Below are 14969 nucleotides of genomic sequence, written 5' to 3'. Positions count from 1 at the left end.
AGTGAGGGGATATCCGCAGTTGGGGCTCGTCCTGATAGGATTTGGCCTGCGGCAATGGATTGCGGATCGACTCAGGTGATCGCATCATTTTCCGACTGAGCGGCTCAAAGGATGCCCGCGTCGATCAAAGTCGGCACCGGCAGTTGCGCACCAGTATCGCGCTCCGCCCTCATCCATTCGATCAGACGCTGATGGAGCCAATATGCTACGGCCGAATAACGGCGGCCCTTCGCGGCGTAAGCTTCGATCGCCGCAAGAGCGGCCGTCGATCTACCCGTTGCTGCATCCTTCGCAGCCTGATCTGGCGCAGTCTCTGCTTCGTCGATGCTGCGCTCCAAATCTAGGACATGCTTGCGCAAATCCATGAGAAGAACAGTTCGTTCGCGCACGAGCTGATAGCGGTTCAGCGCGGTAACATTGATCGTTGCCAAGCCGTATTCGTCTGGACCAGTTAGAGTCTTGTGGGGAACGGCCAAGCTAATTCCGGTATCGGGAGGGAAATATAGGTGCTTCTTGGGGTCTTGTGTTGTTGGATTGATGAGAAGGGCGTCCTCAAGATTCAGCGCATGGCTCATGGGGAGCCGGCGTTTGCCCCGGATGGGGAATTGCGAGCCTTTGCCGTGTGTGGGCTTCACGAGCGTCTCGCGGTGAAGGCGCGTGGCCTCTTCCATCGACATTCCGGGCGTGACGATGATCTGACCGCGGATTTCGTTACAGTGCTGGCAAGTCGCTAAGAGATTTTGCCACTGAGCGGCCAACCACCAATACCCAGGGTGGTTCTCAACAACGAGCCGTCCCTTGGGCCGATAATGCTCCACTCCCCCGTCGCTGTCGGCCATAAAACGGGCTTCGCAGTAGGCACACTTGGCGTCAAACATAATCTCTAAGGCCATTTTGACGTCGGGTCGCCTGTAGGCCGCGAAGTTGAATTTGTCGGTCGGGTTGGCGTTAAAATGGGCTTTGGCCAAGGCGAATTCCTTGCGCCCGGCAGAGTTCGCCCCCCCCAGAGACACTGGTACTTTTTTTGGCCTGGCTACGAAGATCATTGTGGAGTTCGGCCCGCTCCGATCGCGGCGAGCACAGCATCTATCGCTTGCCTACGGCTTTCAGAAACTTCTTTGCCTGTGCGGGAAGGGCGGTTGTGAAGATATTCGAGCATGGCGGCATCAGCTATCTGTCGCTGCGGACTGTCACCGATCATCATGCCTTCAAAAATCTCCCGATTTTCCCTGGCTACGGAAACGTCTCCCCGACCTAAGGCATCCGCATTGCGCGCGAGACGGATATCGAGCTCAGGATCCGAGGTCGTGGACAGGCCAAAATAATCTGACATCAGCAACTGCTCAGCGCTCATGCCACGGAAATCGGGAAGGTCCGTAACGAGATCGAAGCGTTGGAGTGAGGAGCGCTTCATGACGGCGACTTCGCCTGGGCCCATGCCGCGCAAGCACAGCGGGTCGTGCGTAGTCGCTATAAACTGCACCTGTGGCATGGCTTCGCGAAGTGCCCGCATGATCTGCAGCTTCCAGCGGGGATGAAGGTGCGCGTCGACTTCGTCGATGAGAACGACACCACGAGCCGTTTCCAACTCTGGCCAGTCCGCCAGCAACCAACGAATTGTATCGACCGCCATCGCGATGACCGACCGATATCCATCGCTCAACACCTCGACAGGCGTGGGCTGTCCGTAGGTCTTGACGAAGATGTTTCCTTCCACGTCCCGAACCAGGCCGTCATCCGCTTGGAGGACAAGCACTTCGGCCAACGCCCTCGCAATCGGCTCAAACGGGATATTGTCTCGTGCGAGCCACGCTTCAGGGTGTCCGACGGTGGCCTTACTGTCGAAGAGCGTCGCAACGCGCGCGGTCGCCCGGTTGCCTCGACGAATGCGATCGTCGAGAAGGCGATGGGCGCCGTAGGCAATCAGGGCATCGGGATATGGGCTATGGCCATCGAATTCTAGGGTCACGGGATCAAGCGTAATTTCAGAGTGGTCTCCGGAGTGATAATCCACACGGACCCGGGCCGGTCTTTTAGACAGAATACCCCATTCGGTCTCGCCGCTATTGCGCAGCAGGCGGTCTCGCCTGATCTTGAGGCTGTTGGCCCGCTCGGCGCCCATCATCGCAAGGGCTATAGCCTGAAGCACGCTGGTCTTTCCGGCGCCGTTGTCCGCTAGGAGCATCATACCGCCAGCGGATATTTCTTCGGGCCCAACCTCGGGAAGCTTGAGTTTTAGGTAGTTGATTCCCTTGAAGTCCTCAATTAACACGCGTCGGATGCCGCGATTGAACCGATGTCGTCCGATCGGAATGGAGCGCCCGACTGCGTATTCGTATGGCTTGTCGTCGGTCCGGTCTGCTAAGTCCGACGAGGCGGAAGGGCGCATGACCTTATCGAAATCGTCTTGCGGCAAACGCGACAGATTCTTTACGAAAAATTCAAGCTCGCGGGCTCGTGGGGGCACATCCATATAGAGGATCCGCGCGAGTGCCGCTACCGACCGCCGGGCGAAGTTCTCGAAGGCGCCGATATGTGGCAAATGACTGTCAAAAATCTCCTCTGCCGAATCAGCGGAACGGCTACGCACTCTATCGATATAATCCCGGAAGACGTAGAAACGAGATCTGACGAGGTCATCGCGATTCAGGTCGAGAACATCGATCGTTGTTCTCCCAGCCTTATCGCGAGCATGACAGACGCCATCTAGGAAAAAGTCGAGGCTCTTTGCCGGGTCATCTTCGCAAGGGTCGATGAGAAGTGACTTCTCACGGTCACGGGCCTCGTCGAGCGGTGCAAGAAGCGGAAGTCTTGGGCCGGTCACAGGGAAGCGATTGCGCTTCGCCATGTTGCACGCATGGCAGCTTAGGTAGAGGTTGCGCCAATCATAAGCCAACCAACTATAGTGATGCAGTGACGTTTTGCGCTCATGTTGGTCGGCTGCCGCGCCAGTGGGGCGGAAGTGATCGATGGTGATATCGTGGAGGCCCTGCTCACAATAGGCGCACTTTTCCAAAAAAAGTTGGCGGAGTGCCTCATGGACGTCGCTGGTCGAGTAGATTTCACGATTCACATTAACTCGGCGTGAAAATGTTATGCGATCAGCACTGATGGAATTGGCAATTTCGTTGTAGGCCTCGATCGCAATGCGACCTAATAGTGAGGCGGGTGTTTTGACCGATGATCTGGCTATCTTACGCATCGCTCTTTCAAACCGGTTCTGCAGATAAACTCAAGCACGAAAACGTCAAATCGACTCTACTTGCGACCTGTCGGCACAAAGGGACCTCCCTCGGGTCGACAATAGAATGTCCGATCTTAGAAACGGCGGTGTCCGATGTGGACGGGCGATAATCAGGGCGCAAAGCGGTCATGCACGCGGTGATCACCAGGCGGAGACTTCATCCCCATAAGCGGAAATTATTGCCGCTAGAAACCTCCTGTTGACTGATGCCCAAAGCCAGGGCACAAAGATGGCATCCACGGTCGCTCTCGGCAGGAAAATATAAGGGATTCAAAGGAAATCTCACTAAGCCATTGAAATCATGTGAGAATCCAAGGTCCCTAGGCAAGCCATTTTTGGACCTATTTCCTTCGTCTACGGCTGATATTCCCCAACGGGAAAAGTGACGTCTTTACAGCCACTTGTCACAATCTCACGTAAAAGCCGTGTGGCGTCCTTCAGATTCCGCAGGTACCGGAACACTGTAGAAAGACGGCTGGGGACCCCGTTCGCCTTCCTCAAGACAAGCCTTGCCCAACGATGTGTTAGGGCCGGCGGCAGACACGCAGCGTTTAGCACAGCAGCCATTGCCACGTCATGGCGTTACGGCGAGTGCCGACCCATTCCCAGACATTGGCGTCTCCGGTCCAGCCGACTCCTCCGCGAACGCGTAAAAATTGCTTCGTCCCAGCACATCTGTGAGTAGTACCGAAATTCCCGGAGGAGCAGGCGGAAGTTGTCGCGAAGCGAAGTCATAAGAACCACCCGATAACCGCAAGCCATGCCCAAGATACCCACGTCAATACTAGGGCGGCGAGCGCGACCATCAGGCATACGCCAACTACCCGGACTCCCCCCCGGATGGGTGCCCACATGGGCCGCCACACCTCTGGTTGGAATAACTTAGGGTCGCCATCGAGCGCGCTGGGGTGACGACGCAAAAAACGATCCCACAAACCTCCAGGTGCGAGGTTTGCCTCCAACTCTTTGAGCTCAAAGCAGCCGCCGTGCCCGTAGTCCTCGTTCATCACGTTGATCGCGGCGACGTCTCTGAATCCCTTGCGTGCAGCGGGCCCCGTCCCCGGAATGAAGTATTGCGCGAAAGGAACCGCCCAATCCTTGCCGCCGCAATGACAGAGCACGGCCTCCAGACGGCCTTGAGAGACCCGCTCCGCCCAATTATAGTTCGGTTGGATCACGGCGCCGGTGGCTATTATGCGTCCGAACTTCAGATCGTCGAATTCGGGCATAGCGAGCAGTTGCACGAATAACTGGCTCCCAAAGCTATGAAGAATCACGTCCGGCGGCTCAGGTATCCGGTTTGCTTCGGCATGGGCTATAGCCGAGCGGATAACCGTCCCTAGCTGTTTTGCCAGTTGGAGATGACGCCACCGGACGAGAACACTGAAGCGAATAAGGCCGTATTTGTAGATCAGGACTGGGGCACTATATTTGAGCTTGTTCCCTATGCGCCAACTGAAATCTTGCTGCCATTCGCCATGGGTGTTAAAGCCGTGGATCACGATGACCCAAGGGATCGCGCGCGGGGGATTTGCCTCCACCCGATACGAGACCTTCGTCAGGACCTCGCCGTGGTCCAAGAATGCCTTTTGGCAAAGTGGGCAAAGTTCAGCCTCCGGGTCCAGTGCCTCAAGCCTTTCTTTGCAAGCGGGACAGTGTTGAGTCTCGCGGCGCTCGACCAAACCAGCCACGGAGGCGGCCTCCAAGAGCTCGATCGCTGTCTCCTCTTGAAGACCGAAGTGGGCCGCTGAGAGCTTTGGATCGATTTCCGGCGACGCTCCACTCCATATCCGATCCAGCAGCGCGTCAACTGCCCGGCTGCCGAACTGTTTCCGTAGTTCTGCCTCGCTCATAGATTGGCCCAAATCACGCCGAGTACCAGATAGACATCCTCGCGTTTACACTGCACCCACACGCGCACGCGGCTCTCAACGCCGTAACCCTGCACCTTTACGTTTCGGCTGAGTTCACCGTGCTTGGTCTGGAGGAAATGGAATTGCCCATCGGCGCCTGCAAAACTCCGGTCGTTAACGCCACGGCGCGCCTCAAGGAGCGCTTCAACATCCCCGATGCCGCCCTCGGTCAATGTAGAGACGACATCGACGTGGCCACCGTCCGTCATCATTCGGGTCGATTGGACTACCGTATCGTTGTGTAGGGTCATGTTCTTGAATGCTTGACTCAATGGGATGCGCTCGGGATTCGCATCGAAAAGGCCGATGTGCTTCAAGTCCTCCCGCACTTGTATATGGATAGCTGTATGTGCGTCCCCCTCGACGGGTTGCTGGATCATGACTGCGCAGAATGGGTCCGTGAAGCGCCAGGCGAAGCGCACGACGGAACGATCAAACCGCTCTCGGTAGGCATGATACCTGAATCGCTCGTCTTCTTCGATCCGTTCGAAGTCTTTCGACGGCATCCGTTCCCACCCGCCAGCACCCTTGTGCCAAGCAATGAACAGGTGATCAGCGGTCAGCGAAATGGCGCTAAGCTCCAGGCTTTCTGGAAACCCGTAGCTGACGGCCGTGTCAATGAGCTTGCCGAAGTCCGAGGCTTCCAATTTGCCGTTGATATCAGCCTTTGGCAGGGTTGGCGGCTTAAACAAGTATATGTGCTGATTGCCCCAACCCTCCACCTCCGCAAGCCAATCCTCGATCATCTGCCTCGTCAAAGTGCCGGCGTCGATGGCGGCCAAGATGTTCTTGGAGAAGTCGGCCTTCTTCGTGCCGATCTGAATCTTGTGCTTGCGCAGTAGCTCCTTGATGAACTCGTTGCCCTGCGTGAGAATGATGGAACGAACGGCGTCCTTTAGCTGTTGCTTGTCCTTCTCTGCATCCACCATTCTACCTATCCCCCAAAGATGCGAAATTACTCCGCCCGGAAACAATTATTTTGTCATGACATAGACCGACACTAGCGATAGCGCGGGTGGTTAAGGCTGCCTTCACCCAGCGGCCGGTCGAGGCGTTGCTGTCAAGGATCATTTATTAGCATGGTGTCTTCCTTCAGAAATACTTTGCGCGTACGAACATGCAACCAAATGATGTATCTCACCAGTTAGGGCTGCGCCATGAAAGAACTCGGCAAGACGCTTGTTGAGTTGAATGCCAAAAATTTGGGCGCGCCTTACGCGCGCGACCAGGAGTTGGTGAAACGGCTCGCGGCCGAGCAGCAAGCCACTAGGTATCAGTGCCGTATCGATGAACGGGTTGCACAAACCGGAGCCTTTGACGACATCGTTACGCTGCCTGAGGCGGCCAATCCGCGGCTGGATTTTGACCATCGCTTTCGACCAACAGCACTTCCGAACACGCCTGCATTGACCCCAGTCGTCGAACAACTATCCGAGCGCTCGGCAGAACAGGATGCTGCACGTATCCGGGAAGAGTCGATTGCGTTGCGGCAGGGGCGCCCGGTTCTGGCGATAAAGGATGGCGATACCGTTCTTGAATTTTCGCAATCGGCTTCCACCGCGTGGCGGGAAAAGCTAGTGGCCGCATCGTCACAGCTTCGGCGCACAATCCCGTCGGTTGGACGCGTCGAACTGACAAACTATGTCGCGGCGCCATCCATCGGAACAGCTTGGATGATCGCGCCCGAGGTCGCGGTGACGAACCGGCACGTGGCAGAATATTTCGTGCAGCGATCGGCCGGCGGCTTGCGCTTTCTGCTGGGGGACGATCGGCGCATTCCAATAGCGGTTGACGTCGACTTCGCCGAAGAATTCGGCTCCGACGTGGAACGCGAATTCAGTGTCGAGGAAGTGATCTATCTTGCACCGATGAACCTGCCCGATATTGCGCTTTTGCGGATCAAAGGCAGGTCGGGGCTAACCCTACCACCCCCATTGCCGCTGTCGAAGACGTCGAGCGTCGGAAAGACGGTCGCTGTCATCGGCTATCCGCACCGCGATCCGTTCCTGCCTGAACAGAAGCTGATGGACGAGATCTTCTTCAAAGGCTACGAGCGCAAGCAGATCGCGCCCGGTTTCGTCATGAACGAACTGACAGCAGACATCGAGCACGACTGCTCGACGCTGACAGGCAATTCGGGGTCGCCCGTCATCGATCTGGAAAGCGGCGAGGTCGTTGGACATCACAGAGCGGGAATTTTCCTGTCTCGCAACTTCGCCGTCACGCCGGCGGGCATCACTCAAGCCCTCGACTTTGCGCGCCGACCACCGATCATCGAAGCTAAAGCAAGGCCGCCTATTCAAAAACCGGACGTAGCAACTGTGGGAGGAGCCGCGATGGCAAACAACGAGGTCCAGATTACGATCCCTTTGACAATTACGGTCTCACTTGGCGATCCGAGCGGAACGTTTAACAGTGCCACGATGGCGGCAAAGGCCGGACCGGCCGACATGAGGGCCACACCGCCCCGCACCAGCTTGACTTGGGAGCAGATCGAGGACGCTCTCCCGGCAATTCGCGCGGCGCTCGGCAGTCGGCGTGACGTGATCGCCGTCAAGCCGGGGTATAGGGTGACCGGAGGCGTAATGACCAAGGAACCGGTCGTCGTTGTTTCCGTCAGGCAGCGCTACGAACCGAACCAACTCACCGCGATGGGTCTGTTGCCGTTGCCCGGCTCGATTGACGGCTATCCGATCGACGTCGCAGTGGCGACGCTATCGGAAAGCTTGGGCATCGACGTGGAGGCGGCATCGGAAGCGCCCTGGCACTCTGCTTACAAGAAGCGTAAGCTGAAGCCCGTCACGGACACCATGTCGATAACGCTTTGTGCGAGCCCGGATACGGGATGGCCGGAGCTCAAGTCGTTCCTCAAGAAGGTGAATAGCACACTGACCGTTGCCATGTATGATTTCGGCGCGCCGCATGTCGTAGAGGCTGTCCGGGCCAGCGTGAAGGCACCAGATGCGACTATGACGCTCGTGTTGCAGGAAGGCGAGTCGCTCAAAAAGAAGGGACCGAAGAAGGATGATTTGAAGGACGCGGAGGTTGTCGACCTGCTTGCGGGAGATCTCAAAGACCGGTTCGCGTTCTCTCTGGCTTCGGTCTATCGGCCGGTGGGTTACAAGAGCAATGCATTCGGACTTTTCGAAAGCAGTTATCACATCAAAGTGGCAGTTCGCGACAATGACGGATTCTGGCTGTCGTCGGGAAACTGGCAATCGTCCAATCAGGCGCCTATCGGTGAAGGTGAAGACTTAGGAACGCCCACCGGAATGTGGAATGCCTTTAATCGTGAGTGGCACGCGATCGTTGATCACCCCGGCCTTGCCAGAACTTTCCGAGAGCATATCGAACAGGATCTAGCCGATGCCAAGCAGACTGCGCGGCCGGAGGCCCCTATCATCGAGCGATATGTCTGGGTTCCAATCGACTATCTGGAGCCCGATGTCGCCCAGATCGAAGCACCTTATGTTTTGCGTAAATCGGTCACCATCAACGGCAAGATTAAGGTTCATCCGCTGCTCACACCGGACAATTATTCGGACGTCGTGTTGGATTTGCTGGAGCGGGCGAAGCGGCGCATCCTGTTCCAGAACCAGACGTTTAAGCCCTCCGGAGACGGGAGCGATCGCCCAGGCTTCCGCGAACTGATCGAGGTCATGCTGCGCAAGCACAACGATCCTGCGATCGAGGATCTCAGAATTATCTGGCGAAATGGTTTCGACACGGACCGGCAAGTGGCGACCAATATTCAGCGACGGGGCTTTGACCTCGAACGCGTGCGCGTCAATCGCCACTGCCACACCAAAGGCATTATCATCGACGACGACGTCGTCGTTATTGGAAGCCATAACTGGTCTAGCCAAGGTGTGACGACCAATCGTGATGCAAGCCTGATCATCTACGACACGCGCGCAGTGCGATATTTCGAAGATCTATTCCAGGCAGATTGGGTGCGATCCAAGCCCCCGGAATTTTATGAGAATGCAGCGCCTGTCGCCTTGGTAGAGCCCGGCGATGAAAGTGTGAGGCCGCGCATGATCAAAGTTCCTTTGGCCGAGTGGCTGGCTGAACAGGAGAGCTAGGCGGTTGTCTGGCTCCGACGGCGCAACAGGCGCGCGTTGGGCGAGATTAGCGGTTGGAAAAAGAGCGGTAAGTGCCGATTACATCGAGGCGGCGATCTTATCGGTTGTCGGCGGGACACACACGTCGGCTGTTCGCGTGATCAAGGACAAAAGGACTAGAGAGCGTCCGCTTCTGGTGTGTTGTCTCTTTTGGCTGAACGGCGGACCTCAGGAGGGTATAGCGGCCATGCGCGCGGTGGTCTTAAGGCGGTAAACTTCGGCCGCGAAGCGGAAATTATTGCCGCTCGCCCGTCCTGTTGACTGATGCCCAAAGCCAGGGCACAAAGGTGGCATCCACGGTCGCTCGCGACAGGAAAACAGAGGGAATTTCAGGGGCTTTCCGTTAAGCAATTGAAATCATGTGAGAATCCAAGGTCCCCAGGTAGGCCGTTTTTCGGAGCTGTTTCCTCTTTCAATAGTTCCTATTCCCCACCAGAAAACGTGGCGTCTTTTCAGCTACTTGGCGCGATTTCCCGTCAATTGGAATGTGACGCTCTCCAGATCCCAAAGAAGCTTAGAGCTCTCAAAATGACGGCTGGGGATCCTGTTCGAGTGCTTCAAATAGTCTGTGACTAACGACGGCTTTGGGGACGGAGGCAAACCGGCCGCTGCTAAGGTGCTCTCCGCGAAAGCTGACATCGAGTCGTCTGACGATGTGGTCCGAGTTTGGCCCTTGACGATCATCGACCAAGTCTGAGAGTCTGTTCGGCACAAAGCGGCCGAATGCTTGACAGGACGTGCTGCAAAGAAATTGACGGGAGCAGGTGTAGCCAGATCGATCGGTACGTTTACTTGAGGAGGTTGTAGTAGTACCGGCGCGGGAGATTTCCTCGCGTTAACGCGGCGGTCTTTTCCGTGACAAGGAATGCGCGCCGACCATGATATCTGCACGCTAAAACTTACCCGCGTCAGTATCTATCTCATGCGGTGGCTTGACCTGCGCGAATAGCAGATCGGACAAGCGATCCGTCAAGGGGGCGCCTCGACCATGAGGCTTCGCCGCTGATCACAAGACTCGGTCGCCGCGAGCTATACCGTCGAAACTGGCAGTTCTGACAGGATCTGCCCATCCAACGTTACTGTGAAGTGTCAGAGCTTCGTCGTGAGGATGCCGATAGACGTTGGACGCACCATAAGAGATTACATAACTCGACCGTCCAATTGGAGTAGGCGGCATTGAAAATGCGCTGTGAGCGCGTCCTCCGTGATGGGTAGCCACAAGGCCGTCGAATTGCAGCGTACCAAACGGCAGACTGTTATAGTCTGCATCCCCCGCCAGCAGGATACTACGTCCATCGAGAAGCGAGGCGCGCATTGCCAAGCCCGTACCGTTCCTGCCCAAACCCGTGCATTCGCCGAGGTCGCCGACATTGAATGACGAAGATCCACCGCTCCACACGTACAGGCGACGCGCATCCGCCAAACCCCTGGCGAGCCTTGCAGCTCCAGGCCCAAGGATCTGGTCGGGCACTATCCATCTACAACGCCTGAGCGATTGGATTTGAAATGCAGCGTGGAAATGGTCCCAATCCCAGTGCGAGAGAACGATCGGGACACGCGCGTCTAGGTCCACTGTAAAAGGTACAGACCTTGCGCCCTTCGCATTGAAAGCCGTTGGAGCGCCGACGTCAAAGTGAAGGCAGGGTTGACCTTCCCTTAAAAGCGTCGTGAAGCTCCCCTGCCCAACATCATGTACCAATACCTTGTCCGCCTGCGGAACGCGCGTCAACACATCCTGAGCGCTTAACCGCGACAAGCGCTGCGGTATGCGGCAGACGGCGGCGATTGCTGACGGCAGCGCTAGGGCAGGCACGGAAGCCGCGCCAAGCGACGATGGACGAGGCGCTGGATCAATGCTGGAAACGAGCCGTTCGCCTTTTATTACACGCCCCTTCGAGAATGCAGTGAACCCCAAAGGAGTGCTCCCGGCAAACCATGCACGCATTCCCTCTGCTGATTGATCGGGATTCAGCTCCAGGTGAAACCAAAATCCCGGTTGCACATCTACAATGTCGTTGGCGAATTTAGCGAATTTACTAGGTGTCGTGGTTAGACGGAGTAATCCGAAATCAGCGTCGTGCTCGGGAGCCGCACTTTTAATCCAGTCAGCAGCCTGATCACCTGCGTCCGCAGTCACCGTGTCGAACTCGATCACCGATCTCGCAAGCGGGCCAGCACCGATCTGGTCTATTCGACTGACTCTTGCGAATACATGTCGTTCCGGGAACTCTCCCAAGCCAAAAAAGAAAAAGAAGAAGGCTGCCTCCTGGAAGCTGAAATCGCGCTCAGGCGTGGACATTAATCCAAGCGTCTAAAGAAAAGCTGCCCGCCCGGTAGATCTCTCATGCTTAGCTGGTCCATGGATCCGGTAGTTTCGCATCAGAAGTCACGCCTTGAGGTTACTCGGGATGAACGCACGGCTAAAATCTGCTGCCGGCGTGAAGGCGACGAAAGCAGAGGGTCTTCCATGAGAGACCGGATTGACTGAGTCTGTCAGCAGATTCCCTCTACGCCAATCAATGTCGCACTCGAAAATGGGTGCATTGTGCAGGCCAACAGAGACCCGTGTCCTAACGCTTTGACCTTGTCGTCCGGACACCAGTCTTGTTGGTCGAAGTGGTAGCCTTGCCTGTGCAGATGGGATAGCGGACGCAACTTAAGAAGGCACCATAACGCCCGGATCGCTCAATCAGCCAACCATCCTTGCATTCGGGACACGAAGGATAGCGAGCGTCGCAGGTGCACCGGGCCTCCGCTGCCCCCTCCGGACGCCGCGGAAGTCCAACACCACAGGACAAGCAGGCAGGCAGGAGATTTTCGCAGTGTTGGACATGTTCACAGCGATACCAAGTTCGACCATCCTGGCCCTGTACGTCCAATAACCTTCCGCCACACTCTCCACACTCGTGCGCCGGCTGATCGCCGCCAGCCCCCGCGGCAATACCATACTCAGGGTTCTTCCCGAGTTCGGTCACAAAGGACGACGGTCTCGAGTTCGAAGCGATGATCGTCAGGGAGTGACGGGCTCGTGTCATTGCGACATACATGACCCGACGCTCTTCCGCGTTCTCGAACAATTCCTCCTCTGGCGATACCAACGCAAGCAAGGGGTCATCGACGATCTCGGACGGAAAGCCCATCCGGCCGCTGTCCGCACTCAGGAGGATCACATGATCGGCCTCGAGACCCTTCGATGCATGGATCGTCTTGAAATTGATGCGTAGCCGAGGAAACCTTCGCTGAACATCGCTCATGTCTGGCTGGAGAAAGCGATACCGCCCCAGCAGCAACACAGTCGCGGTGCTTGCGCGATCAATCCTGGCGGAGATTCCCGCAAGAACGTCATGGAGCTTTCTCTCGTCCTCGTTCTTCGGCGTCATTACGATCCTGATAGCCGGCTCGGTTGCCTTCCCTGCCGGAACTATCTGCTTTGAGATCTGAAACGGGTTTTTCAGTACAAATGTTCTTGCAGCGAATGCGATCTGGTCGATCGAACGGAAGGTCCGACCAAGGTCCACTGTTCGGTGGACCCCGGTCTCTGCGTTAAAGATCCCACCAAATTCAGCGCCGAAGTGGCGCATCAGATGGATGTCCGATCCTGCAAAGCGGAAAATCGATTGCCAGTCGTCTCCTACCGCAAAAACGCGGACGTCCTGGTGCTGCGCTTTCAATGCCTTCACCAGGCGGGCACGGCTCTGCGAAATGTCCTGAAACTCGTCCACTAGGATGTGTCGAAACGGGCTCACATATCGGCTTGTTTCGGCATACTGGGCAGCTCGCAAGATCATATCTTCGAAGTCGATCCGTCTGCCCAGACGTTTCTGGTACTCCGCGAAAACTGGTGCGAAGACGGCAAGGAAAGCCTTGGCGCGACTGCCTTGCTTCAACCGCTCCGAATTTGTCTCGCAATCGGCGACGTTGTAGCCCCCGCCCTTGAACTTGCGCAGGAAGGTACCGAGCAATTGTGAAAACGCGTCGACCTGCTTCAACTCAATCACTCGGTCAAAGATTGTATCGGCTGGGCGAGGTTTCAGCGTCACATGCGGTTCGAGCTTCTCTGCCAAGCCAATGAGCAGACGCCCCTCCTGCCGTTCGTAGCTATATGTTTCGATGAGCGTGGTTTCATAAGCCGTGTGAAGCTCGCGCTTCCATTCCATGCCCGCCAGGTAATGGTCACGGTCGACGAAGGGTGCTGTGGTCAGCCGCTCGCTGCCATCGGGCATCTTTTGACGCCGCACACCGAAATGCTCGATGTAGACACCACTTTCAGTCAGGCGAAAATCCGGGCAATAGTCTCGGCGCCCCGTCTCTCGGATCTTATGCTGGTAGTCCGGCTCATATTCGTATTCGATGCCGTTTTCGTAAAGCCAGTTGGCAATCTGCAGCTCTTCGTAACTCTTGACCTTCTCGCCCTGCAGGGTGCGGAGATCCTGCTTTTCCATATGCGTGTAGAAATCGTGTTTGGTCTTGAAGTCCCACTCGGTCTTCGGTTCGATCATAAAGTGCGCAAACCACTGAATGATTGCCTTGGACACTTCAGACAGCGCGTGAACGAGATCCTTCAGAATCTGCTTAATTAAGTTCGTGAACGCCAGCTCGTCCGTAGCGTGATCCGCCAGTGCCGGCTTTGACCCCTCGACGCTCCCGATGATGTCATAGGCAACTGCGTGGAAAGTTCGCGCCACGATCGGCACACCGGATCGTGCCTCGACTCGTTCCGACATTTCCTCGGCGGCATTCTTTGCGAATGCAAGCAGCAGTATTTCATCCGGCCGACGTATACCGGCTTTGATCAAATAGGCGGCCTTGGCAGTGATCACGCTGGTCTTTCCGGATCCGGCGCCGGCCAACACCAGCGTTGCGTCCTCGTCGACAACCACGGAGAGGCGTTGTTCCGGCGTCAGAGGCTTGCTTTCGATCGTATCGAAGAAATCCTTCCAGCGTTCGAGCTCGGCAGGAACAAAGGTAGCGATTGCGCTCGTTCTCATAGTGTCAGGCTCGGCGGCAAACTTCCTCACAAGCGCAACACGCTCGGCTTGGTCGGCCCCGATGGCGTGTGGCTGAAGTTTCGATAGCAGCAAGGTCTCGAGTGCCCTGACATCGCTAAGAAGCGGCGCGAGTTGGCATGCGGCGGGATAACGAGTGGGCTTGGCAAGTTCGGCAATCGCTCGATGAAGGCGAAGCAAGCTATCTGCTTCACGTTCCAGCGCCGAAAGATTGAACCCGATCCAGGCTCTTTTGACTTCTTCGGCGAACATGTACGCATCAGGATGTCGGAGGCCGCGCACCACGAGATGGCGCTCTGCCGTGGTAACTGTCATCGTCGCACCAACAGTTCCCTTCCTTACCAACGGAACAGCAGATATCGCCTCAAGGGACACGGAAGAGGTCAATCCGCGGCGAGTAACGCGCAGGTAGTCCCCATCGAGCTCCATTGCCTGAAACGTTGTCCCGAATGGGTTCACAAGCAGTCCAAGCAATGGCCGTTGTTGCAGTCGATTCAATATAGGAGCCTCGTATCGCGTTCGGCGGCGCAGCTCGGCTTTGCCATCGGAAATGATCCGACTATACATCGCGAGTGGTAAAGAGGATGCACATTACCAATAACTAACGGCCATGTTGATTGAGCCCACTAAGGAGGATGGGGTAAGGCGGATTTAAACGAAGAATCTTGCGCCCCAGACTGCC

At 56.5% G+C, this 14969-nt stretch carries 7 protein-coding genes; 1 reads left to right on the top strand and 6 read right to left on the bottom strand.

Features of this window, described 5'->3' with window-relative positions; all coding sequences use genetic code 11:
- Positions 1-104: 104 nt before the first annotated feature.
- The 4 genes from IB264_RS03380 to IB264_RS03365 form a co-directional block, all read right to left on the bottom strand.
- Positions 105-968 carry a hypothetical protein gene (locus IB264_RS03380; protein WP_192433143.1) on the bottom strand — a complete coding sequence of 288 codons (864 nt, stop codon included), beginning with the start codon at positions 966-968 and terminating at the stop codon, positions 105-107.
- Between the two features lie 74 nt (positions 969-1042).
- Positions 1043-3202, bottom strand: coding sequence for an AAA family ATPase (locus IB264_RS03375; RefSeq protein WP_192433141.1), 2160 nt, complete (start codon positions 3200-3202; stop codon positions 1043-1045).
- Between the two features lie 773 nt (positions 3203-3975).
- The gene (locus IB264_RS03370) at positions 3976-5097 is read right to left on the bottom strand and encodes a hypothetical protein (RefSeq protein ID WP_192433139.1); all 1122 of its coding nucleotides are present in this window, start codon (positions 5095-5097) and stop codon (positions 3976-3978) included.
- Positions 5094-6086 (bottom strand): hypothetical protein, encoded by a 993-nt coding sequence (locus IB264_RS03365; protein WP_192433137.1) that lies wholly within the window; start codon positions 6084-6086, stop codon positions 5094-5096. The genes IB264_RS03370 and IB264_RS03365 overlap by 4 nt, the downstream gene beginning before the upstream one ends.
- Before the next feature lie 228 nt (positions 6087-6314).
- Here IB264_RS03365 and IB264_RS03360 point away from each other — a divergent pair, with 228 nt between their 5' ends.
- Positions 6315-9242, top strand: a complete 2928-nt coding sequence (locus tag IB264_RS03360) for a phospholipase D-like domain-containing protein (RefSeq protein ID WP_192433135.1) — start codon at positions 6315-6317, stop codon at positions 9240-9242.
- 1045 nt (positions 9243-10287) lie between these two features.
- Here IB264_RS03360 and IB264_RS03355 read toward each other — a convergent pair.
- Together IB264_RS03355 and IB264_RS03350 are read right to left on the bottom strand one after the other, a co-directional pair.
- Complete coding sequence (locus IB264_RS03355) at positions 10288-11580, bottom strand: metallo-hydrolase/oxidoreductase (protein ID WP_192433133.1); 1293 nt, start codon at positions 11578-11580, stop codon at positions 10288-10290.
- Positions 11581-11851: 271 nt separating this feature from the next.
- Complete coding sequence (locus IB264_RS03350) at positions 11852-14602, bottom strand: UvrD-helicase domain-containing protein (protein WP_246811710.1); 2751 nt, start codon at positions 14600-14602, stop codon at positions 11852-11854.
- Between the last annotated feature and the right edge of the window lie 367 nt (positions 14603-14969).

The sequence above is a fragment of the Ensifer sp. ENS11 genome (assembly GCF_014851895.1).
GTDB lineage: Bacteria > Pseudomonadota > Alphaproteobacteria > Rhizobiales > Rhizobiaceae > Ensifer > Ensifer canadensis.
Note: the sequence above shows the minus strand (reverse complement) of the source record. Positions and strands in the feature narration are given on the sequence as shown.

Bases quoted from the DNA above. Each gene is read 5' to 3' on its own strand.
- IB264_RS03375 (WP_192433141.1), bottom strand. From the start codon at position 3,202: ATGCGTAAGATAGCCAGATCATCGGTCAAAACACCCGCCTCACTATTA.
- IB264_RS03370 (WP_192433139.1), bottom strand. From the start codon at position 5,097: ATGAGCGAGGCAGAACTACGGAAACAGTTCGGCAGCCGGGCAGTTGAC.
- IB264_RS03365 (WP_192433137.1), bottom strand. From the start codon at position 6,086: ATGGTGGATGCAGAGAAGGACAAGCAACAGCTAAAGGACGCCGTTCGT.
- IB264_RS03360 (WP_192433135.1), top strand. From the start codon at position 6,315: ATGAAAGAACTCGGCAAGACGCTTGTTGAGTTGAATGCCAAAAATTTG.
- IB264_RS03355 (WP_192433133.1), bottom strand. From the start codon at position 11,580: ATGTCCACGCCTGAGCGCGATTTCAGCTTCCAGGAGGCAGCCTTCTTC.
- IB264_RS03350 (WP_246811710.1), bottom strand. From the start codon at position 14,602: ATGACAGTTACCACGGCAGAGCGCCATCTCGTGGTGCGCGGCCTCCGA.